Source organism: Streptomyces sp. NPDC101181, assembly GCF_044767975.1.
Taxonomy (GTDB): Bacteria; Actinomycetota; Actinomycetes; order Streptomycetales; family Streptomycetaceae; genus Streptomyces.
Window position 1 is genome coordinate 116,359 of record NZ_JBIWOX010000009.1, and the last position, 20,980, is coordinate 137,338.

A 20,980-nucleotide genomic window follows, 5' to 3' on the forward strand; every position below is an offset into this window, starting at 1 on the left:
TCGCCGTGGACTGCGAAGGGCGCTGCGCGGGGCGGCCGACGTCCGGCCGCTCCTCCTCGCGCAGCCGTACGGCCCGAGGCGAAAGCGACCGGCCGTGGCCACGTCCCTCGACCGCATACCCTCCACGCCCGCGCGGGCGGGCCGCACCGGCACCGGTCCGCCGCGGCGCGTCCCGCTGCCGGTCCTTCTCGCCGTCCTGGGCGCGGCGCTGCCCCTCTCGCTCGTCTGCGGGGCCGGACTCGGCGCCTCCGGGCTCTCCTGGGGCGAGGTGCTGCGCTACCTGTGGGCGGGGCTGTCCGGCGGGGCCATCGACCCCGACGAGGTCTCCGCCTACACCATCGTCTGGGAACTGCGGCTGCCGCGCACCCTGCTGGCCGCCGTCGTGGGGGCCGGTCTCTCGGCCATCGGCGTCGCCGTGCAGGCCATGGTGCGCAACGCGCTCGCCGACCCGTTCGTGCTCGGCATCTCCTCGGGTGCGGCCGTCGGGGCCAACGCCGTCCTCATCTTCGGGGCCTTCGGAGCCCTCGGCATCTGGGCTCTGTCCACGGCGGCGTTCCTGTCCGCGCTGCTGGCGATGGTCCTGGTGTACCTGGTGGCCCGCACCGAACGCGGGCTCACCCCGCTGCGGCTCGTCCTGACCGGTACCGCCCTGTACTACGGCTTCTCGGCCGTCACCACGTTCATGGTGTTCGCGGCCGAGCGCGGCGAGGCGGCGCGCTCGGCGATGATGTGGCTGCTCGGCAGTCTCAGCGGGGCCAACTGGGATTCCCTTCCCCTCGTCACGGCGGTGGTGTGCGCCGGTCTCGGCCATCTCGCCTGGTCGGCGCGCGGGCTCAATGCCCTCGCCATGGGGGACGAGACCGCCGCCGCACTGGGCGTGGACCCGGGCCGTCTGCGCAAACGGCTCTTCGTCGTCTCCGCGGCCGTGACGGGAGCGGTCGTCGCGGTGAGCGGTGCCATCGGCTTCGTCGGCCTGATGGTCCCGCACGCCGTACGGATGCTCGTCGGCGCGGACCACCGGCGGCTCCTGGCCGTCGCGCCCCTCGCGGGCGCGGTCCTGCTGGTCTGGGTGGACATCCTCTCGCGCCTGGTGCTGGCACCCGCCGAACTGCCCGTGGGCGTCCTGACCGCGGTCATCGGCGTGCCCTGTTTCCTCCTCCTCATGCGCCGCGGGTCCTACTCCTTCGGGGGCATCTGATGCGGATCGAGACCGACGCCGTGAGCGTCGAGCGCGCCGGGGCGCGCCTGGTGGACGAGGTCACGCTGAACGCGCCCGACGGGCAGCTCGTCGGCCTGGTCGGACCCAACGGCAGCGGGAAGTCCACGCTGCTGCGGTGTGTCTACCGGGCGCTGCGCCCCTCGGCCGGCGCGGTCCGGATCGGCGGGGACGACCTGCACGCCATGAGTGCCCGGGAGGCGGCCCGCCGGCTGGCCGCGCTGCCGCAGGAGGCGACCGCGGAGTTCGACTTCACCGTCGCCGAGACCGTCGCCATGGGGCGCATCCCGCACCAGGGGGCGGTGTCCCGGGCGACCGAGGAGGACCGCCTCCGCTGCGCACGGGCCCTGGACGCGGTGGGCGCGGCCCACCTGTCGGAACGCGGTTTCCTCACCCTCTCCGGGGGCGAGAAGCAGCGCGTCCTGATCGCCCGCGCCCTGGCCCAGCAGCCCCGGGTCCTGGCGCTCGACGAACCGACCAACCACCTGGACATCGCCCACCAGCTGGAGATCCTCGCCCTGGTCCGCGCCAGTGGCCTGACCGTGCTCACCGCCCTGCACGACCTCAACCTGGCCGCCCGCCACTGCGACCTCGTCCACGTCATCGACGGCGGCCGGATCGTCGCCTCCGGAACCCCGCACGAGGTCCTGACCACCGAGCTCCTGGCCGACGTCTTCGGCGTGCGCGCGCACCGGGTGGCGCACCCCGAGACCGGCGCGCCGCAACTGATCTTCGATCTCCCCTCCGCCCGCCCCGCCCCCTGAGGAGCCCCCAGCCCATGCCGAATCCTCCGCGCCCCGCAGCTTTCCTGCGCCCCGCAGCTCTCCTGCTCGCCGCCGCCCTGGCCCTCACCGGCTGCGGGGCGGAGGTCACCCCCGAGCCCGACCGCAGGGCCGCCGGTCAGGACCGTGACGCGCACTATCCGGTGACCGTCGAGAACTGCGGCGAGAAGAAGACCTACGACCGGGCGCCGCAGCGCGTGGTCACCAACGACATAGGCATCACGGAGATCATGTTCGCCCTCGGCCTCACCGACCACATGGCCGGATACGTGATGCCCGACGACAAGGGCGACACGGACTCCGTCCCCTGGAAGGACGGCTACCGGAAGACGAAGTGGCTCTCCAAGGAGCGCATCAACAAGGAACTGGTCCTCGACGCCCGCGCCGACCTGGTCTTCGCGGGCTGGAACTACGGCTTCAACGAGGGGGAGGGCTTCACGCCCGCCGAGCTGAAGCGGGTCGGCGTCGATTCCTACCTGCTGAGCGAGTCGTGCCGCAACGGGCAGGGCAAGGCCCGCGGTGTGATGCCGCCTCTCGAAGCGCTCTACACCGACCTGCGCAACCTCGGGAAGATCTTCGACGTGGAGGACCGGGCCGCGACCCTCATCGCCTCCTTCGAGAAGGAGGTCGCCGACGCCCGGGCGAAGGCGCCGAAGGGAAGCGACCGGCCGCGGGTCTTCCTGTACGACGACGGCAAGGACAAGCCGCTGACCTCGGGCGCGTACGCCGGACCGCACGACATCATCACCAAGGCGGGCGGCGACCACATCATGAAGGACCTCAAGGACAGCTGGACGACGGTGGGCTGGGAGACGGTCGTCGACCGCGACCCCGAGGTCATCGTCATCAACAACTACGGGGGCACCAGCGCGGAGCAGAAGCGGACGTTCCTGAAGACCTACCAGCCGCTCGCGGGCGTCTCCGCCGTCAGGAACGACCGGATCGTCGTGCTCGACTACGTCGACCTCGTCGAGAGCCCGCGCAACCCCGCGGCGATCACCTCGCTGGCGCGGGAGCTGAGCGAGGCGGCGTCGTAGCACGGCGCACCGCGCCCGCCCGTCGGGGACGGGCGCGGGTCAGGTGGCCGAGGGGCGGGCGTGGGCGTTGAGCCGTGCGGCCTGGCGGGTCAGGTGGTGGCGCTCGGCGATGTCGGTGGCCCCGTCGGCGGCCTCCGCGTAGAGCCGCGCCGCCGTCACCGGGTCGCCGTCGCGTTCATGGAGATACGCCGACACCGCCGCGTAGCGGGGCAGCGAACCGTCCAGCTCCGCGAGCGCCGCCAGCCCCGCCCGCGCCCCGTCGGCCTCCCCGACGGCCACCGCCCGGTTGAGCCGGACCACCGGGCTGTCGGTGAGCGCCACCAACTCGTCGTACCACTCCACGATCTGCGTCCAGTCGGTCTCCGAGGCGCGGGGGGCGTCGGCGTGCAGCGCCGCGATGGCGGCCTGGGCCTGGTACGCGCCGAGCCGGTCGCGGGCCAGGGCCGCCTGGAGGATCGCGACCCCCTCCGCGATCGCCCCGGTGTCCCAGCGGCGGCGGTCCTGCTCGGCGAGCGGCACCAGGCTGCCGTCCGGCGCGGTCCGGGCGGCCCGCCGGGCCTGGTGCAGCAGCATCAGCGCGAGCAGCCCCGCCACCTCCGGGTGGTCGATCGCGGCGGCGAGCGCCCGGGTGAGCCTGATGGCCTCGGCGGCGAGGTCGACATCGCCGGAGTAGCCCTCGTTGAAGACCAGATACAGCACCCGCAGCACGGTGGCGACGTCCCCGGGCCGGTCGAGACGGACACCGGAGACGGTCCGCTTGGCCCGGCTGATGCGCTGCGCCATCGTCGCCTCGGGCACCAGATAGGCCCGGGCGATCTGCCGCGTGGTGAGCCCGCCGACGGCCCGCAGTGTGAGGGCGACCGCCGACGAGGGGGTCAGCGACGGGTGGGCGCACAGGAAGTACAGCTGGAGCGTGTCGTCCACCGAGGACGCCGGACCGGCCGCGGGCTCCTCCTCGACGCGCTCCTCACGGCGACGGCGCGCGGTGTCCGACCGGGTCGCGTCGAGGAACTTCCGCCAGGCGACGGTGACCAGCCATCCCCGGGGATCGCGTGGCGGGTCGGCCGGCCACACCCGGACCGCCTCGACCAGGGCGTCCTGCACGGCGTCCTCGGCCGCCGCGAAATCGGCTCCGCGGCGGACGAGGACCCCCAGCACCCCGGGTGTCAGGCTCCGGAGCACGGAGGCGTCCATCGGGGACGTCACTCCGTGATGGTGTGCGGCGCGGTCAGGAACGGGCGCACCTCCAGCCACTCGTGGATCGGTTTCCCGCCCGCGCCCGGGGCCGCCGAGAGCTCGCCGGCCAGTTCGACGGCGCGCTCGTGACTGTCGACGTCGATGATCATCCACCCGGCGATCAGGTCCTTGGTCTCGGCGAACGGCCCGTCGGTGACCGGAGGCCGCCCCTCGCCGTCGTAGCGGACCCACTCGCCCGCGGGGGCGAGTGCCTGACCGCTGACGTACTCCCCGGTCCGCTCCAGCCGGTCCGCGAAGTCGTTCATGTACCGCATGTGGTCCGAGATCTCCTCGGGCGTCCACTGGTCCATGGGCACGTCGTTGACGGCCGCCGGAGCGCCTCGGTAGTGCTTGAGCAACAGGTACTTGGCCATCGGTCTTCTCCTCGGTGCCGTGCGGCCCAGCCGGCCGCGTTCACTACGGGGACGGAACCGGTCCGGGGTTCTCGACATCGCCGTCCCGCCTTTCCCCGTCCGTTCTCCACGCCTCCCGGCGGTGCCGGTGCGGTCACTGCTCGCGCAGCCCCCAGGGCACCCCGTGGGCCGCGAGCAGGTCGAGGAAGGGCTGCGGCGGCAGCGCCTCGGCGCCGAGCACCCCCGTGCCGCTCCAGGCGCCGCTCGCCAGCAGCTCCAACGCGATGACCGGGTTGACGGCCGTCTGCCAGACGACCGCCTGGGAACCGTACTCCCGCATCGACCACTGGTTGTCCACCACGTGGTACAGATACACCTCCCGCGGCGCACCGTCCTTGGTCCCCCTGACCCAGGTCCCGGCACAGGTCTTGCCGTGCATACGGTCACCGAGGGTGGCCGGGTCCGGCAGACAGGCCGCGACGACATCGCGCGGCGACACCTCGCCACCGGGGACGGACACCTTGTCCGTCCGGTCGAGGCCGAGCCGGTGCAGGGTCCTGAGCGTCTCGATGAACTCGTCGCCGAGCCCGTACTTGAAGGTCACGCGCCGGGCCCGCACCCAGCGGGGGATCAGCAGCACCTCCTCGTGTTCCACGTTGACGCAGCTGACCGGGCCGATGCCCTCGGGGAAGTCGAACACCTCCGGTTCACTGAAGGGCTCCGTGGTGAACCAGCCGCGGTCCTTCTCCCAGACCACCGGCGGGTTCAGACACTCCTCGATGGTCGTCCAGATCGAGAACGACGGGGCGAAGTCGTAGCCGTCCACCGTGAGGTTCGCGCCGTCCCGGACACCGATCTCCTCGATCACGTCGAACAGCTCGTCCGCCGCGTAGCGGGCGAACACATCGGAGAGACCCGGCTCGACGCCCACCCCGACCAGGGCCAGACGCCCCGCCTCCTCCCAGGCGGCGGCCCGCTCGAACTGGCCGTCCCCGAGCTTGACCCCGCACTCCTCGTACGGCCGCTCCGGGTGCGGTGACGACAGGGACATGGCCATGTCCAGATAGTCCGCGCCCGCCGCCAGCGCGGCCTCGAACAGCGGCATCACGAACCGGGGATCCGTGGCGTTGACGAGGATGTCGCACCGCTGCTCGACGAGCAGGGCGGTCACCGCCGCCCGGTCCGAGGCGTCGACGCGCAGCGCGCTGAACCGCCTCCCGTCGGCACCGAGGGCCCTCACCGCCGCTGCGGCGCGGCCGAGGTCGTAGTCGGTGACGGTCATGTGGTCGAAGAAGGAGCGGCGGGCGGCGATCCTGGTGATCGCCGTTCCCACGCCGCCCGCGCCGACAAGCAGCACACGCATGGTGTGGACACCTTCCGTGAGGGAGCAGTGGCCCATGGATTCGGCCAGGGACGGACCGTACTTGAGCCACGCCGCCGCCGAGACCGGTGCCACCGCCCCGGAACCACCGGTCCGGCGGCCCGCGCGGCGCGCGATGATCGCGGTGGGGCGCACCGGACGGGCGGGCCGGGGAACAGGGACACGACCCGATATCCCCTTTATGGTGATCCGATGCGACTTGCTCCCTGGTGGGCTCTGCTCACCTCCGGATGCGCCCCTCTGTTCCTGGTCGGCTCCTGGGCCATCGCGCAGGCGCGCCAGGGCCCGGAGTACGACCCGGCGCGCGAGACCCTCAGCGTGCTGGCGGCCTACGGCGCCGACAGCTACTGGCTGATGACGGGGGCGCTGCTGGTGCTGGGCACCTGTTACGTGCTCACCGCGCACGCCCTGCGCGCGGCCGCGCTCGCCGGACGGCTGGCCCTGGCCGGAGGCGGGCTGAGCGCGCTGGCCCTGACCCTGGTCCCGGTGCCGAGCAGCGGCGGCGCGCTGGAGCACGGGGCCGTGGCGGCCGTGGGTCTCGTCCTGCTCGCGGTGTGGCCTCCCCTGGCCGCCGTCCGCGACACGAGGGCGGCACCGTGGGGCCTGCGGCTGGACGTGTCGCTCGCCGCCAGCGCCTTCATGGGGGCGACCGCGCTGTGGTTCCTGGCGGAACTGCACGGCGGGCGCGCGCCCGGTGCCGCCGAGCGCGTGGTGACGTTCGTCCAGGCGCTGTGGCCCTTCCTGGTCGTCGTCTCCTGCCGACGGCGCTTCGTCTGACCCCGACGCGCACGCCGTACGGACCCGCCGGGGGACGTACGACAGCGGTGAGGGGGGCGGCAGCCGGTGCGCTGCCGCCCCCCTCACCGGGCTTCGGGTTTCCCGCCGCCGTCCCGTCAGGTCAGCGGCTCGACCCACACGTTCCGGTAGCGGATCTTGCTGCCGTGGTCCTGGAGTTTGATCGGCCCGGCCGTGGGGCCCTCGGCCGCCCCGCCGCCGGTGCCGCCGTCGATGGCGACGTCGTCGTGGACCGTGACACCGTTCCAGACGACGGTGACCCGGGCGTCCTCCGTCTTGTTGCCCGAGGAGTCGTAGCGGGCGGCCCGGAAGGTGATGTCGTAGGACTGCCAGGTCTCCGGGGCGGTGGCCGCGTTCACGTCCGGGGCCTTCTTGGTGTAGATGGCCCCGGCCTCGTTGTCGGCGAGCGTGTCGTCCCCGTACGAGTCGAGGATCTGGATCTCGTAGCGGTCCTGGAGGTAGACGCCGCTGTTGGCGCGGTCCTGACCGGTCACGTCCGGCGGCAGGTTCGGCAGCCAGAACTCCACATGGGCGCGGAAGTCCTGGAAGCCCTGCTTGGTCCGCAGGTCACCGCCCGCGACCTCCATCGCCTCGCCGCTCACCGGCCATTGAGGCCTGCGGCCGTCCGGGTGCTGCCAGGCCGCCTGGTCCGTGCCGTCGAAGAGCTGGACGCGCTCGCCCTTCGGATGGACGGCGATCATGTCGAGGTTCACATGACCGGTGTCGCCGCTGTCGTAGGAGTAGGTGACGGTGTTGCGGCCCTCGCGCAGCTCCAGCTGCTCCGTCCCGGTCGCCCAGGTCTTCCAGTCGGTCGTGGAGAGCAGCTTGGTCTGCCGCACCTTCTCACCGTTGACGTGAACGCTCACCGTCTTGGTGCCGGGAGCCGGGTCCGGGCCGTTGGAGTAGCGCAGACCCACGTCGTACGTCCCGGCCTTGGCGGTCTCCACGTCGAAGGCGACGGCCGCGCCCTCCTTGCCGAAGTTGTCGACGAATCCGCCGCCCGAGTACCCCGCGTGCTCGGTGTCGAAGCCCGCGCCCCCGGTGAGGGTCGCCTCCTCCGCCTCGTAGCTCGTGGGCGGCGGCTGGTCACCGGGGAGGGAGTTGAGGGTGTACCAGGCCTCGGTGCTCCACAGCTCGGCACCGTCGGCGGAGCTGAAGGGGCGCGGAGAGCGGACGTGCACGACCCGGTTCTCCTTCAGCCCGGGGATGGTCAGGGTGACCTTCTTGCGGTCCTCGGAGAGCGTGGCCCCGCTGACGCTCAGGGACTCCTCGTCGACCTTCGGCCCGCCGTACGCGGGAGTCGGGGCGTACGTCCACTGCTCGACCCGGTAGCTCTCGGCGAGCTTCGCGGCCGTCTCGTCGGACAGCGGCTCGGTGTACTCCAGCTCGAAACCGTCCGGCTTCGCCCGCATCGCCAGGATGTCGAAGGCCTTGTCGCCGCTGGGGGAGATTTTCTGGAGCCCGTAGGTCAGCTTGCCCTCCTGGCCCCAGTTGCCGCCCGCGCCGAGGCCGCCCGTGTAGATCGCGCCGTCCGGCCCCATGCTGATGCGGTTGACGCCCGCCTCCAGGCCCTGGGTGAAGCGGAAGACCGCGCCCTGGTACTCGCCGTCGACCTTCTCCAGGTGGGCGCGCTGGATACCGCCGTAGGTGACGTCCCCGAACAGCATCTGCCCGGCGAACCGTCCCTCGGTCAACTGGAGCGGTGTGGAAGGCGAGTTGGCGATCTCGTTCTGCGGCAGCCACAGCACCGGCTTGGTCACCGGCTTCGAGTCGAAGGGCCCGGTCGGGTTGGTGTAGTGGTTGAAGAAGCGGTCCTGCTTGATGTGGAGCAGCTTCGAGGACGGCAGCCAGCCGCCCTGGTTGTCCAGGACGAACATGTCGCCCTCGGGCCCCCAGCCGATGCCGTTGGGGGTGCGCAGCCCCCCGGCGACCTGGCTGACCTCGCCGGTCTCCTTGTTCACCTTGATGGTGGTGCCGCGTCCCGGGGCGGGCTGCGGATCGGTGGTCGCGCCGCCGAGGTCGATCGCCACGGACAGGTTGAGGTAGAAGTACCCGTCCTTGTAGAGCAGACCGAAGGCGAACTCGTGGAAGTTGCCGCCGTAGGGCCAGGTGGCGACCGTCCGCTTCTCGTCGGTGACGTCGTCGCCGTCGGTGTCGCTCAGCTCGGTCAGCTCGTGCTTCTGGGAGACGTAGAGCTTGCCGTCGACGGCCTTGATGCCCATGGGCTCCTTGAGCCCCTCGGCCACCTTCTTCGCCGTCACCTTGCCCGGATCGGTCTCCCCCTGGACGTTGTCCATGAGGTAGACCTCGCCGGTCGTGTTGTCGGTGCCACCCCAGGTGGTCACGGCGAGCCGGCCGTCGGGCAGCCAGTCCATCGCGGTGACCTGCGGCTCGAACCCTTCGGGACGCAGGTCGGTGAGCGCGTAGTCGGGGTGCACGTCGGTCAGGGGCAGCCCGTCCCCGGGGGCGTCGAGCGCGCCCTCGCACTCCTTGCGGCCCGGCGCGGTCACCCGTACGACGTCGGCGTCCGTGCTCAGTGCGGAGGTGGGCACGAGCGCGAAGTCCCCGGCGCCCGGGGGCTTCCACTCCAGGGTGACCTGCTGGCCGCCGGTGCGGTCGAAGTGGTCGATGCGCAGCGCGTGGTGACCCGCCGTCAGCTCGACGGCGCCGTCCTTGGGGTCGGCGCCGTGCAGCCCGTCGTGGTCGATGACGGTCCGGTCGTCGATGAGCAGCCGCGACCCGTCGTCGCTGATCAGCCGGAAGTCGTACGAACCAGCCTCAGGGACCGTGATGTTGGCCGTGACCTGGGAGACGAAACGATCGCTGAACCCGAAGTCGTCCTCCGAACTCCAGTCGATGTCGGGCATCAACTTGTCGATGTTCGGGGTCTGTCCGGCCTTGATGTCGCACAGCTCTTCCAGAGGGACCTGCACGTCGAAGACGCGCAGGGTGACACCCGGCTCCTGCGGCGGGAGATCGTCCTGCGGAGCGGGACGGGGTGCGGCGGTGGCCGGCGCGGCCGAGAAGGCGCCGACGAGAAACGCGGAGACCAGCAGACCGGTGAGGTGTCTGCGGCAACGGTGGAGCGGCCGTGGATGCATTCTTCCTCCTGGCCCCTCGCGGCGAGGGACACATCGCGGCGGTGGGTGGGGCCACCCGGCGCCCGGGGGTGAACGTTCGGCTCGTGCGGTGGGGCTGCGCCGCTCCGGGGCGAGGCTCCGGGCGGCTGCGTCGAAACAGTAGGAGGCTTCTACCGCCGCCGTCCATACTTCGTCACCACAGTGTTCAAAGTTCGTCGGCATTGCCGAAAAGTTCCCCGGGGGTTACCGGCCCCGCGAAAGGCGCGTTCCGTCTCCTCGAAGAAACCTCCCCGAATCAACGGGAAGTGACGCACCATCACCAGAAGGGGTATGCCGGGACGCTACGCGGCCGGGCTCCGGGGCACCGCCAGTGGGCAGGTGAGCGGCAGCAGCCGCTCGTCCAGCCGCCCGGTCAGATGTCCGCCGGTGACCTCTGCGTCGGCCAGCCACCGCGCGGACTCCAACTGCTCCACCAGCGCCGCCATGTCCGCGGGATCCACCGCGCACCAGGAGGCGAGGCCCGCGAGCCCGAGCCCCCCGCCCTCGTGCCCGATCCGGCCGTCGGCGGTGGACCCGAGGGCCAGGGCCAGCGCGAGCAGCCGGGTCCCGGCGGCGGTCCCGCGCTTGCGGAGCTTCTTCTCACCGACGACCTTCTGGGCCCACCCGCTGATCTTCGGCCGGGTCTTCCTGCCGAAGGTGAACGGGCCGGACCCCTCGTCCCCGGGCACCAGGGAGGGGACGGTGATCCGGGTGGGGGCTTCGGGCCGGGAGGCGAGCACCTCGTCCGGCGTGCCGGGGATGGTCAGCCAGCCGCACGCGACGAGCCGCCCGATCAGATCCGCCGGATCCCGCAGCGGCAGCGACGTGACGTCCTGACCGACCAGGTTCCCGGTGCCGGTCAGCACGGTACGCAGGGTCAGCATCACCGCGAACAGGCGCGCCTCGGGGCCGGGAAGAGGCGGATGCCCGGCCACGTGGTCGAGGATGTCGCGGGCGTGCTGCTGCGCGCTTCCCGTGAGCAGCCGCTTCACCAAGGGCTCCTGGCCCTCGCCCGTGACGCCCGTGCGGAACTGGTACTGCACGAGAGCGGCGGCGGCCGCCTGCTCGGCCCGCTCGGCCTCCAGCCGCAACCGGGCGTCGCCGGTGACCTCCGCCCAGGTGACGAAGGCTTTCGCCTTACGCGAGTGGAGCTCCGCGAGCTCCATCAGGTCGGGTTCGCCGCTCCGCTGGTAGGCGCGGAAGAGATCGCCCAGCTCCACCAGCTCGTCGCGCAGGGCGACGGGGCGCAGATCCTGCGGGACGGTCCGCTGCGCGATCTTGCCGTAGCGGGGGCGACGCCGCACCGGTGCGGAGCGGGGAGCGGGAACCTCCCGCGCCACGGTGCCCTGGGACGGGGAGCGGTCGGAGAACTGAGGCGCGCCCACCGCCCCGCCCACCGGACGCCCGACAGCCGCACCGCCACCGGACGCGGCGCGTGCACCGGGACCGGAAGCGGCACCGGAACCGGCCGCCCGGCCCGGTCCGGACGAGGCCGGGGCGGTGGCGACGACCTTCGCGGCGGGGTGGGCGGCCGCGCAGCGGGTGCAGCACTCCATCACCTGCCACCAGCGGCCCTGCCGGTCGTGCACGACGGCCAGGACCACCGGACCGCCGCACCGCCAGGGCGCGGCGGGCCGGGAGCCGGTCGGCTGTGTGTGCAGACGGCACTCCTCGGCCCGGCAGGCGCAGTACGCCTCGGACCGGGGCGCCGGAGCGGCCCGGAGGTGGGCCTTGAGATGGGCGACGGCGGCGGCGCGACCCGCGGCCGCGGCGGGGAACTGCTGGGGAGCGCAGGCCGGACGGCTGCACGAGACGCGTACGGAGGCGCTGCCCCCGCCCGCCGGATCCAGCCGCACCGTCCACCTCCGCCCCGGAAGCCGCTCGTCCAACTCACTCGTCGCGGTGCTCTCCACGCCCGTAGCGCCCCTTCTGCCCGTTGCCGATCCGTGCCTGACCTCTGCGGGGAAGCGACCCGACCCGAGCGCACCGGCTCGGACACCGGACGGCTGCCTCCCCTCCCCGCCCATCACGCTATGTCATGACCCGCTGACGCAGGAGTGAATACCGAGAGGATTCCCCCGGGGCGGCCGACGTCGGCCGGTCCGCGCCGGAGGCCGCGGTGCCCCGTCGGCCGCGGCGCTCTCCGGGACGCGAGCAGATCAGCGGGCGGCCGGCCCCGGCGCGCGGGAAAGGCCCGGCCGCTGCGGATGCCGGAACCGCGGGCGGGGTACATACCTGACCCAACGACCTGGCACAGGAGAGGTGTCGGCCCGGCGGAGACCCGGCCGCCGGAACGCCGGGCCCGGCCCTGTACGGCCGCGACTCCTCCACCCGTGAGAGCCCTTCGCACACGCCCGACGCACCCCAGGGGGAGTTCGCCCCTGCTCCGGGAGCCCTCCCATGAACCTTGAGCACACCCCGGACTTTCCTCCGAGGTCCCCGCCCCCTCCCAAACGTCCGGTGCAGCCCCCGCGTCCGGCGGCCGCCGACGCGCACGGGCCGCCTCCGTCGCGCTCCGTTCGATTCGCCCCGGGAGGGGGTGGCGGTGAGAATGCACCGCATGGCGAAGTGCGAGAAGTGCCGTGCGCGGAAGCGCCGTTGGCCCCGGACCTGCTCAACGTGCCGCGGCCGGTCGCTCGAACGCGGCGAGACGGCGGCGGACGCCGCTGAACTGGCCGTGGAGACAGGACTGTTCGCGTGGGCCGCGCGCGGGGTCGTGGCGGCCGTACGCCTGGTGCTGCGCGCCATCGGGTGAAACGGCTCACGGACGAGCCCCGGCCGAGGAGCGCCGGGTCCTTGTCCGGACCGGCACGTCCGGGCCGGGGCCCGCGGCCGCCCCGGGAGCCGCCGGGGTGACACTGTTCCCGGGCCCCCGGAGGCTGCGGCTCAGGTGGTCAGATCGGTCAGGTGGACCACACCACGCGTCCGTTGTGCTCGATGACCACCTTGCCGTCGGACCGGAGGACCATCCGGGCACCTCCGAAGTCATGGGTCTTCGACGCCCAGATGGGGCGGTCCTCGCCGTTGTGGATGACCAGGTTGCCGTCCGGCTGGAAGATCGCACGGTGGTTCTGGCCGAACGTCATGGCCGCCCAGATGGGCTTGTCGTGCTCGTTGTAGACGACCAGGTTGCCGTCCTGCTGCATCGTGAGGCGGATCCGGTTGGTGGCCCAGGACTGGCCGACGCCGATGGAACTCGGCGCGGAGACGGTCTGGGTTCCCCAGTTCGGCTTCGGGGCCGCCTTGGGCTTCGGCTTGGCGGAGGCCTTGGGCTTCTCCTCGGCCTTGGCCTCGGGGGCGCTCGTCCGGGGCTCCGGCGCGGGGGGCGGAGGCGCGGGGACCACCTTCGGCGGGGCGGCCTTCTTCGGCTCGGCCGGGGACGGTGAGGGCTTCGCCGCCACGTAGTCGTCCAGCGCCGCGGGGGCCGTCTCGGGATTGAGCACGGTGTCCGCGCTCCCGGCGACCGGCGCGGTGGAGGTCCTGCGCGGCTCCTCGTCGTTCGCGCTGCCCATCAGCAGCACGGGTATCGCCACCAGGGCGGCACCGACGAACGCGGCTCCCGCGAGGACCGGGGTACGGGGGCGGCCCTTGTCCGCGGCGGACATCGTCCTGGTCCCGGGGCGGGTGCCGACGGCCGCGGCCAGTGCCACGCCCTGCGTACCGGCCTCGGAAGCGTCGGCGCCCTTGGCGGCCTTGGACGCCGAGGTCTCGGCCGCGGACCCGGTCCCCGCCGTCGGTGTCCCACCGGTCTCGGGAGCCGCGGACTCGGCGGCCGCCCCGGTGCCCGGGGACGCCTTCTGTCCGGGCGAGGGCTGGGCCGGTTCCGAGGCCGGTTCCGAGACCGGATCCGCGGCGGCGGCCGGGGCCGCGGCCGGAGCCGTCGGGGCCGTCTCCTTCTTCTCCGCCGTGGCCTGCGGTCCGGACGGCGTCCGGGACCCCGGTTCCGCCGCCGGAGTGCCGGGCGAGGCCGGTGTCCTCCGCGTCTCGGCCGGGTCGCTGGAGGGTGAGGGGCGGGCGCCGGGCTTCTCCGCGGCGGCGGGCGGAGTGGTCTCGGCGCCGGGTGTGGGGTGCTCGGGGGACATTCGGTGACTCCTCCTCGGGGGCGTGCCCAACGTAGCCCGTTCGGGAGAGCATGGTGACCTCTCGGCCCAACGGACGCCGTCGCTTTGTCCTCCTGCGTCTCGCTGCTCCCCAAACGTTCCGTAGCCGGGCGGTAAACGGGCACGTGAGCGCCCGATTCGGGCCCGCCGCCAGGCCCCGCAGGCGCGAGCCGTATGCCATCCTGTTGACCTCCCGGTCCGCGTACCGTCGACGGCGGGAGAGCCGTCAGGCGCTCAAGCATTCGTACGGAGCGAGAAGTTCAGGTGCACATACCGCCCGGAGAGCGGCAGGAGAGCGGGGAACCGTCCCCGTTCACCCCTGCCGAGCCCTTCCCCGTACCGGAGGCGGTGAAGGACGCCGCCCGCCGCGCGCCGGGTCACTGGGTCGGGATCGCCGACCCGGAGTGGACCGAGGAGCGGACACCGCCGCAGTGGGCGGTGCTGGGCGAGTGGCGCTCGGACGAGGACGGGGGCGTGGGGGAGTACCGCGCCAACCCGGCCTACCGGCCCTCGGCGCGCGCCCTCGGCTGGCCGGAGCCCACCGACCCGGTGGACGCGGCCGCCCAGCGGGCCGCCACCGGATACGGTTCGGTGGACGCCGCGCTCGCCGCACTCGCGGAGGCGGACGTCGCCGTCGTGCGCGGACCGGACGGGCTGCCGCTCGTGGCCGCGGGCAGCGACGGGGCGCCGGTGGCGCTGTTGTTCACCTCGTCCACACATGCATTCATGTCCCCGGCACTTGACCATGCCACCCTGCCCGTCAGGGAGGTGGCCCGCTCCCTCGGCGAGCCCGGCACCCTGCTGATGGTCAACGCCGGTGCCGCCGCACCGCTGCTCGTCCCGCTCGAGAGCCTTCCCGGCTCCGGGAAGCGGACCGGCGGCGACGGCCCGACCGAACCCTGGCCCCCCACTACAGGGAGAACCCCATGACGCGTTCGTCCCAGAAGACCCAGGCCGCCGCTGAGGCCCGCCCGGAGTCCGGAGCCGAGAGGGAGGAGGCGGCCGCGAACAGCGCCGCCCCGGCCGCACCCGACCCGGCCACCGGACCCCAGGCCGCCGCGTCGCGGACCGAAGCAGCCCCCGCCCCCGAAGCCGAGGCCGGGAAGGCCGGAGAGGCGAAGGGCTCCGCGGACACCGCAGCGCCCGCCGCCGGGCTCGCGAAGGCCGCCCCGGCCGGCAGCGAGGGCGGGACCGGGTCCGAGGGCGCCGCCCGGAGCCCCGAGGCAGCCACCACCGCCGAAGGCCGGCCGGAGGGCGCTTCCGCGGGCACCGCGAAGGACGGGGCGAAGGACGGAGAGTCCGACGCCGAGGCCTCCGCCGCCGCCCAGAGCCGCCTCCCCGCTCTCGTACGCACCATGAGCGCCACCGCCATCGGCAAGCCGCAGACGGAGACCGGACCCGTCGGGCGGCCCGGGAAGGCCGCCCTGGCCGGGGCGGCGGTCGCGGGCGCGCTGCTCGTGTCGGTGCCCTTCCTCGTGCTCGCCGGGAACGACGGCGACGAGCCCCGGCGGGTCAACACCGCCGGAGCCGGGACCGTCCTGGACGGCAACGGTCAGGAGGCGCCCGGCGAGTTCGCCGCCGCCGCGCCCGAGACCAGCGCCCCCGCCGAGAAGAAGGACGAGCCGAAGGCGGAGAAGCCCCAGAAGCCCGTGGTGCAGGTTCCTCCTCCCGCCCCGCCGGCCGAGGACCAGGCCAAGAAGGAGGCCGCGGAGCAGGCGGCCGAGAAGAAGGAAGCAGCGGAGGCGAAGGCCAAGGCCGAGGCCAAGAAGAAGGCGGCCACGAAGCAACGGGTCAAGGCGGCCCCGGCGGTGACGTTCAGCGGCCCCGTCTCCTTCCGCAGCCACCTCTCCGGGCGCTGCATCGACGTACCGGGCCACAACTTCAACGACGGCCAGCAGGTCTTCATGTGGGACTGCAACGGCGCCGACGCCCAGAAGTGGCGCTTCGGCTCCGACGGCACCATCCGGGCCAAGGACAAGTGTCTGGACGTCGCCAACGCGAACTTCAACGACGGCACCCCCATCCAACTGGCCTGGTGCAACGGGTCCGCCGCCCAGAAGTTCGCTTTCAACGGCGCCCACGACCTGGTCAACACCGTCGTCGGGAAGTGCGTCGACATCCCCTACCACAGTAAGGACAGGGGCCCGTCCACCTATCTGATCCTGTTCACCTGCACGGGCAACGACAATCAGAAGTGGAGCACCTGATCCGGACGCCGGGTGGCGGGGAACCGTGCCCCTGGTCGCCGGGCATCGGGGACCAGGCAAGATGAGGTCGCCGGAACGCCACCCGCGTCCACGGTGAGAAGGGGCGTCCGGTCCGGACGTCTCCGTAGCGAGGAGGTTGGTGCGTGTCGCGCCAGGTACTGTCGGTCGGCCCCGGGGACCGCTTTTCGACGATCGGCGAGGCGCTCGCCGCCGCCCGCACCGGCGCGCTCATCAGCGTCCGGCCCGGGACGTACGCGGAGAATCTGGTGATCCACACCCGGGTCACCCTCACCGCGGCCGAAGGGCGCGGCACGGTGGAGATCCGGCCGCGGTCCGGCAGCGTGATCGCGCTGCGCGCCGACGCGGTGATGCTCTCCGAACTGACCCTGCGCGGCGGTGACGCCGAACTGCCCGCGATCGACGTCCGGCGCGGGCAGGCGGCGTTCGACGGCTGCGAGATCGTCGGCGCCGCCTGGACCGCGATGCTGGCGGGCGGCACCGGATCGCTCGCGCTGCGCGACTGCCGGGTCAGCAACCCCCAGGGCGCGGGCATCGTCGTGACCTCCACCACCCCCACCACCGTGGAGTCCTGCACCCTCGAACACCTCGGCACCAGCGGCATCGTCCTGGCCGAACAGGGGGACGCCCGCGTCCGCGACTGCACCATCCGCGGGGCGCGCGGCAACGGCGTGCTCGCCAACGGCGAGACCCGCGGCACCGTCGAGGACTGCGACATCTCCTCCACCGACAAGCCGTCCATCGCCCTGGAGGAGAACTCCGCCGTCTCCGTCGTCCGCACGGTGGTGCACGACACCAGCACCGGCGTCCACCTCAGCACCGCGGGCCGCGCGTCGCTGGAGGACGTCCGGGTCACCGGAGCCTCCGGCAACGGCATCGTCCTCGCCTCGGGCACCGACCCCGTCCTGCGCCGCTGCCGCGTCTCGCGCTCGCGCGGGCACGGGCTGTTCGTCACCGACCGGGCGCGCGGCACCTTCGAGGACTGCTGGGTCGACTCGGCGCAGGGCGCGGCCCTGAGGGTCGCCGGAGCCGCCTCCCCGGCCCTCACCGGCCTCACCGTCCGTGACTGCGAGGGGACCGGGCTGCTGCTGGAGGAGGATTCCGCCGCCGAGCTGGACCGCCTGGACGTGACCGGATCCTCGCCCGCCGTCTCCCTCCAGAGCGGCGCCAACCCGCTGCTGCGCCGGGCCCGGCTGGTGGAGCCCGCGGGCGACGGCATCCTGGCCACCAAGGAGGCCCGCGGCCGGGTCGAGGACTGCGAGATAGTCCGGCCTCAGGGCGCCGGAGTCCGGGTGGGGGCCGGTTCCACCCTCTACCTGGCGGGCGGCGGCGTCTCCGACACCGCGACCCACGGCCTGCTCGTGGAGGACGGCGGCAACGTCACCGTCCGTGACTTCCGCGTCGAGGTCTCCGGCGAGGACGGCGTGGTCGTCGCCGGGGGCGGCGAGCTGACCGCCAACCGCACCTTCGTGCACGCCCCCAAGGGCCACGGCTTCCTCCTCCGGGAGGGCGCGCTCGCCTCGCTCAGCGGCTGCGAGGCGAACTCCGGCGCCCAGGACGGCTTCCGGGTGGAGTCCACCGCCCCCGTCTCGCTCGTCAACTGCACCGCCCGGGAGAACGAGGGCGGCGGCCTGGTGCAGACCGCCCCCGGCGAACGGCTCGCCGTGGACGGCCTGAACAGCGTCGGCAACGGCAAGCGCGACGCCTGGGGCACCGGCAGCGCCGAGAACACCGACCCGGCCGGGTCCGGGGCCGCCGACGGCCCGGCGCCGGACCGGGCGGACGGCCCGCTCGGCGCGCTCAACGCGCTGATCGGCCTGGAGAACGTCAAGCAGCAGGTCCGTACCCTGGTCAACCTCACCCAGCTCGCCCAGCGGCGCGAACAACTGGGCATGCCCGCACCGCCGATGAGCCGTCACCTGATCTTCGCCGGGCCGCCGGGCACCGGTAAGACGACCGTCGCCCGCCTCTACGGGGCGATCCTGGCCGAGCTGGGCTCGCTGCGCAGCGGCCACCTGGTCGAGGTCTCCCGCGCCGACCTGGTCGCCCAGGTCGTCGGCGGCACCGCCATCAAGACCTCCGAGACCTTCCAACGAGCCCTCGGCGGCGTCCTGTTCGTCGACGAGGCGTACACCCTCACCGCCGACAGCGGCAACGGCGGTGCCGACTTCGGCCGGGAGGCCGTGGACACCCTGCTGAAGCTCATGGAGGACCACCGCGACGACGTCGTCGTGGTCGCCGCCGGGTACTCCCGCGAGATGGAGTCCTTCCTCAGCTCCAACCCGGGCCTGGCCTCCCGCTTCTCGCGGACCGTCGAGTTCGAGAACTACTCCGTGGACGACCTGGTCGCCATCATGGAGAGCATGTGCACCCAGCACCAGTACGAGCTGGGGGAGGGCACGGCCGAAGCGCTGGCCGCCCACTTCGGCGCGATGGACCGGGACGCCGGATTCGGCAACGGCCGTGCCGCGCGCGGGGTCTTCGAGGAGATGGTGGACCGGCAGGCGATCCGCCTGGCCTCCCAGACCCAGGTCGGCGAGCACGACCTGCGGCTGCTGCTGCCCGAGGACGTCTCCGCGACCGCCGCCGCGGCCGTCACCGACACCGCGGCCCCCGCCGACGACCCGCTGACCCGCCTCGGCGACATGATCGGCCTCGCCGAGGTCAAGCGCGAGGTCGCCGACCTGGTCAACCTCATCACCACCGCCCGCCACCGCGCCGCCGCCGGGCTGCCCGTCCCCTCGCTCAGCAACCACCTCGTCTTCACCGGTCCGCCCGGTACCGGCAAGACCACCGTGGCCCGCCTGTACGGCGAGGTGCTGACCCAGCTCGGCGTCCTGGAGCGCGGCCAGCTGATCGAGGCCGCCCGCGCCGACCTGGTCGGCCGCTACATCGGCCACACCGCCCAGCTGACCCGGGAGGTCTTCGAGAAGGCCCGGGGCGGTGTGCTCTTCATCGACGAGGCCTACACCCTCACCCCGCGCGGCGGCGGCGCCGACTTCGGCCAGGAGGCGGTGGACACGCTGCTGAAGCTGATGGAGGACCACCGCGACGAGGTCGTCGTCATCGTCGCCGGGTACACCGACGAGATGGAGCGCTTCCTGGCCTCCAACCCCGGTCTCTCCTCGCGCTTCCCGCGCCGGGTCGCCTTCGCCGACTACTCCTCCGAGGAACTGGTCACCATCGTCCGCGCGCAGGCCACCTCCATGGGCTACGAGTGCGGCCCCGGCACCGGCCCGCTGCTCAAGGAGTACTTCGACGCCGTGCCCCGCGACCGCTCCTTCGGCAACGCCCGCCTCGCCCGCCAGGTGGTCGAGTCGATGGTCACCCGCCAGGCGGGCAGGCTCAGTTCGCTGGCCGCGCCCACCCTGGACGACCTGCGCATCCTGCTCCCGGCCGACGTCTCGGCCGCGGCCCCCAAGGTGGTCCCCCAGTGAAACCCCCCGCCCGCGGCACCCGGCTGCTCTACGGGGCCGGGCTCGCCGCCGCGCTCGTGCTGCCCGCCGCCGTCGCCCCGGCCCAGGCCGCGCCACCCTCCCGTACGCCCACCGGCTCCGGACCCCTGGCGTTGCTTCCGGCGGCCGACGGGGACAAGGGCCAGGAGCTGCCCGGGATGCCGGCCGCTCTCGACGCCCGCGCCGAGAGCGTCACCTGCACCCCCGCCTCCAAGGAGAAGGCCAGGAAGCAGGACTGGTCGCGCCAGCGCCTCGACCTGGACCGGCTGCACCGCCACACCACCGGCGAGGGCGTCACCGTCGCCCTGATCTCCACCGGGGTCGACCCCGGCGCCCAGGGGCTGGACGGCCGGGTCACCGCGCAGGGTGACGCCGATGACGACTGCGTCGGGCAGGGCACCTTCCTGGCCGGACTGATCGCCGGGGACGGCGGAGGCACACCGAAGCTGGCCGGAGTCGCCCCCCGCGCGAAGATCCTGGCCCTGCGCGGCACCGACCGGCGCGGACAGCCCGAAGCCGACCTCGTCACGGCGGCGGTACGCGCCGCCGTCGAGGCCGAGGCCGACGTCATCGCCGTCACCGTCGCCCTCCCGGCCCGGGACTCCGCGCTCACCCGCGCCGTCGCCGACGCACGCAAGGCCGGAGCGACGGTCGTCGCCGCGGCCACCCCGGAGCCCCCGGGGCGCGGCTCGTCCGACGAGATCCCCGCCCGCCCCTACTGGCCCGCGGCCGAACCGGGCGTCCTCTCGGTCGCCGACATGCTGCCCGCCGGGACCCGCCCGGACACGGCGCTGCCCACCGCGGGCATCGACCTGGCCGCCCCCGGCGCCGGGGTGGTCTCCGGCGGACCGCGCGGCAGCGGCCACTACCTCGGCGCGGGCGTCGCCGTGGCCACCGCCTACGCGGCCGGAGCCGCCGCCGTGGTCCGCTCCGCCCACCCGGACGACTCGCCCGCCGAGGCCGCCCGCAGACTGACCGCCACCGCCTACCCGGCCGACATCCCGCAGGTGGACGCCTACGCGGCCGTCACCACCGTCCTCGGCGCGCCGGGCGTCCCCGGCGGACAGGCGGAGCGGGCCGCCGACCCCGTCGCCGTACGCGACACCTCCGACACCGACCGGGCCACCGGCCGGGCCGTGCTCTTCGTCCTGCTCGGCGCGGCCGGGGTGTTCGCCGTCCTGTGGGCCGGGTTCGCCGTCACCCGCTCGCGCGCCCGCGGCTGGCGTCCGGCCGGGGCGGCCCCGGCCGACCGGAGCTGAGAACGCCACAGGCGCCGTACCA

Annotated in this window: 15 protein-coding genes; 9 read left to right on the forward strand and 6 right to left on the reverse strand. The window is 73.5% G+C overall.

The features are described from left to right. Positions 1-94: 94 nt before the first annotated feature. From ACIRRU_RS15850 to ACIRRU_RS15860, 3 genes are read left to right on the forward strand one after another with little or no spacing between them, the layout of a single operon-like run. Positions 95-1,198: a FecCD family ABC transporter permease gene (locus tag ACIRRU_RS15850; protein ID WP_403680492.1), complete on the forward strand. Its 1,104-nt coding sequence runs from the start codon at positions 95-97 to the stop codon at positions 1,196-1,198. Continuing rightward, positions 1,198-1,980, forward strand: a complete 783-nt coding sequence (locus ACIRRU_RS15855) for an ABC transporter ATP-binding protein (RefSeq protein WP_403680494.1) — start codon at positions 1,198-1,200, stop codon at positions 1,978-1,980. Before ACIRRU_RS15850 ends, ACIRRU_RS15855 begins: the two co-directional genes overlap by 1 nt. Before the next feature lie 14 nt (positions 1,981-1,994). Then, positions 1,995-3,035 (forward strand): ABC transporter substrate-binding protein, encoded by a 1,041-nt coding sequence (locus ACIRRU_RS15860; RefSeq protein WP_403680497.1) that lies wholly within the window; start codon positions 1,995-1,997, stop codon positions 3,033-3,035. A gap of 39 nt (positions 3,036-3,074) precedes the next feature. Here the strand turns inward: ACIRRU_RS15860 and ACIRRU_RS15865 are convergent, their stop codons facing one another. From ACIRRU_RS15865 to ACIRRU_RS15875, 3 genes are all read right to left on the reverse strand, one after another. Then, positions 3,075-4,229: an RNA polymerase sigma factor gene (locus ACIRRU_RS15865; protein ID WP_403680745.1), complete on the reverse strand. Its 1,155-nt coding sequence runs from the start codon at positions 4,227-4,229 to the stop codon at positions 3,075-3,077. Between the two features lie 8 nt (positions 4,230-4,237). Further along, positions 4,238-4,645 (reverse strand): YciI family protein, encoded by a 408-nt coding sequence (locus ACIRRU_RS15870; RefSeq protein WP_403680500.1) that lies wholly within the window; start codon positions 4,643-4,645, stop codon positions 4,238-4,240. Positions 4,646-4,778: 133 nt separating this feature from the next. After that, positions 4,779-5,987, reverse strand: a complete 1,209-nt coding sequence (locus tag ACIRRU_RS15875) for a saccharopine dehydrogenase C-terminal domain-containing protein (protein WP_403680502.1) — start codon at positions 5,985-5,987, stop codon at positions 4,779-4,781. A gap of 210 nt (positions 5,988-6,197) precedes the next feature. On the opposite strand from ACIRRU_RS15875, the gene ACIRRU_RS15880 reads away from it, so the two are divergent. Continuing rightward, a complete protein-coding gene (locus tag ACIRRU_RS15880; protein WP_403680504.1) occupies positions 6,198-6,782 on the forward strand; it encodes a DUF998 domain-containing protein in 585 nt (194 codons plus the stop codon). 116 nt (positions 6,783-6,898) lie between these two features. On the opposite strand, the gene ACIRRU_RS15885 is transcribed toward ACIRRU_RS15880, so the two are convergent. Then, positions 6,899-9,901, reverse strand: a complete 3,003-nt coding sequence (locus ACIRRU_RS15885) for a family 16 glycoside hydrolase (RefSeq protein ID WP_403680507.1) — start codon at positions 9,899-9,901, stop codon at positions 6,899-6,901. A 320-nt stretch (positions 9,902-10,221) separates the two neighbouring features. Continuing rightward, positions 10,222-11,832 carry a hypothetical protein gene (locus ACIRRU_RS15890; RefSeq protein WP_403680509.1) on the reverse strand — a complete coding sequence of 537 codons (1,611 nt, stop codon included), beginning with the start codon at positions 11,830-11,832 and terminating at the stop codon, positions 10,222-10,224. A 647-nt stretch (positions 11,833-12,479) separates the two neighbouring features. On the opposite strand from ACIRRU_RS15890, the gene ACIRRU_RS15895 reads away from it, so the two are divergent. Next, entirely contained in the window at positions 12,480-12,674 is a 195-nt protein-coding gene (locus ACIRRU_RS15895; RefSeq protein WP_403680511.1) for a hypothetical protein, read from the forward strand. Between the two features lie 148 nt (positions 12,675-12,822). Here the strand turns inward: ACIRRU_RS15895 and ACIRRU_RS15900 are convergent, their stop codons facing one another. Next, entirely contained in the window at positions 12,823-14,001 is a 1,179-nt protein-coding gene (locus ACIRRU_RS15900; RefSeq protein ID WP_403680514.1) for a mannose-binding protein, read from the reverse strand. Between the two features lie 282 nt (positions 14,002-14,283). On the opposite strand from ACIRRU_RS15900, the gene ACIRRU_RS15905 reads away from it, so the two are divergent. From ACIRRU_RS15905 to ACIRRU_RS15920, 4 genes are all read left to right on the forward strand, one after another. Then, positions 14,284-14,949, forward strand: coding sequence for a type VII secretion system-associated protein (locus ACIRRU_RS15905; protein ID WP_403680517.1), 666 nt, complete (start codon positions 14,284-14,286; stop codon positions 14,947-14,949). Then, positions 14,946-16,226: a ricin-type beta-trefoil lectin domain protein gene (locus ACIRRU_RS15910; RefSeq protein ID WP_403680519.1), complete on the forward strand. Its 1,281-nt coding sequence runs from the start codon at positions 14,946-14,948 to the stop codon at positions 16,224-16,226. The genes ACIRRU_RS15905 and ACIRRU_RS15910 overlap by 4 nt, the downstream gene beginning before the upstream one ends. 143 nt (positions 16,227-16,369) lie before the next feature. Then, positions 16,370-19,681 (forward strand): right-handed parallel beta-helix repeat-containing protein, encoded by a 3,312-nt coding sequence (locus ACIRRU_RS15915; RefSeq protein ID WP_403680521.1) that lies wholly within the window; start codon positions 16,370-16,372, stop codon positions 19,679-19,681. Beyond that, positions 19,678-20,958, forward strand: a complete 1,281-nt coding sequence (locus ACIRRU_RS15920; protein ID WP_403680523.1) for a S8 family serine peptidase — start codon at positions 19,678-19,680, stop codon at positions 20,956-20,958. The genes ACIRRU_RS15915 and ACIRRU_RS15920 overlap by 4 nt, the downstream gene beginning before the upstream one ends. Positions 20,959-20,980: the final 22 nt, after the last annotated feature.

Coding starts and splice junctions, on each gene's coding strand:
- ACIRRU_RS15900 (WP_403680514.1), bottom strand. CDS start 14,001: ATGTCCCCCGAGCACCCCACACCCGGCGCCGAGACCACTCCGCCCGCC.
- ACIRRU_RS15875 (WP_403680502.1), bottom strand. CDS start 5,987: ATGCGTGTGCTGCTTGTCGGCGCGGGCGGCGTGGGAACGGCGATCACC.
- ACIRRU_RS15885 (WP_403680507.1), bottom strand. CDS start 9,901: ATGCATCCACGGCCGCTCCACCGTTGCCGCAGACACCTCACCGGTCTG.
- ACIRRU_RS15870 (WP_403680500.1), bottom strand. CDS start 4,645: ATGGCCAAGTACCTGTTGCTCAAGCACTACCGAGGCGCTCCGGCGGCC.
- ACIRRU_RS15860 (WP_403680497.1), top strand. CDS start 1,995: ATGCCGAATCCTCCGCGCCCCGCAGCTTTCCTGCGCCCCGCAGCTCTC.
- ACIRRU_RS15895 (WP_403680511.1), top strand. CDS start 12,480: ATGGCGAAGTGCGAGAAGTGCCGTGCGCGGAAGCGCCGTTGGCCCCGG.
- ACIRRU_RS15910 (WP_403680519.1), top strand. CDS start 14,946: ATGACGCGTTCGTCCCAGAAGACCCAGGCCGCCGCTGAGGCCCGCCCG.
- ACIRRU_RS15880 (WP_403680504.1), top strand. CDS start 6,198: ATGCGACTTGCTCCCTGGTGGGCTCTGCTCACCTCCGGATGCGCCCCT.
- ACIRRU_RS15865 (WP_403680745.1), bottom strand. CDS start 4,229: ATGGACGCCTCCGTGCTCCGGAGCCTGACACCCGGGGTGCTGGGGGTC.
- ACIRRU_RS15855 (WP_403680494.1), top strand. CDS start 1,198: ATGCGGATCGAGACCGACGCCGTGAGCGTCGAGCGCGCCGGGGCGCGC.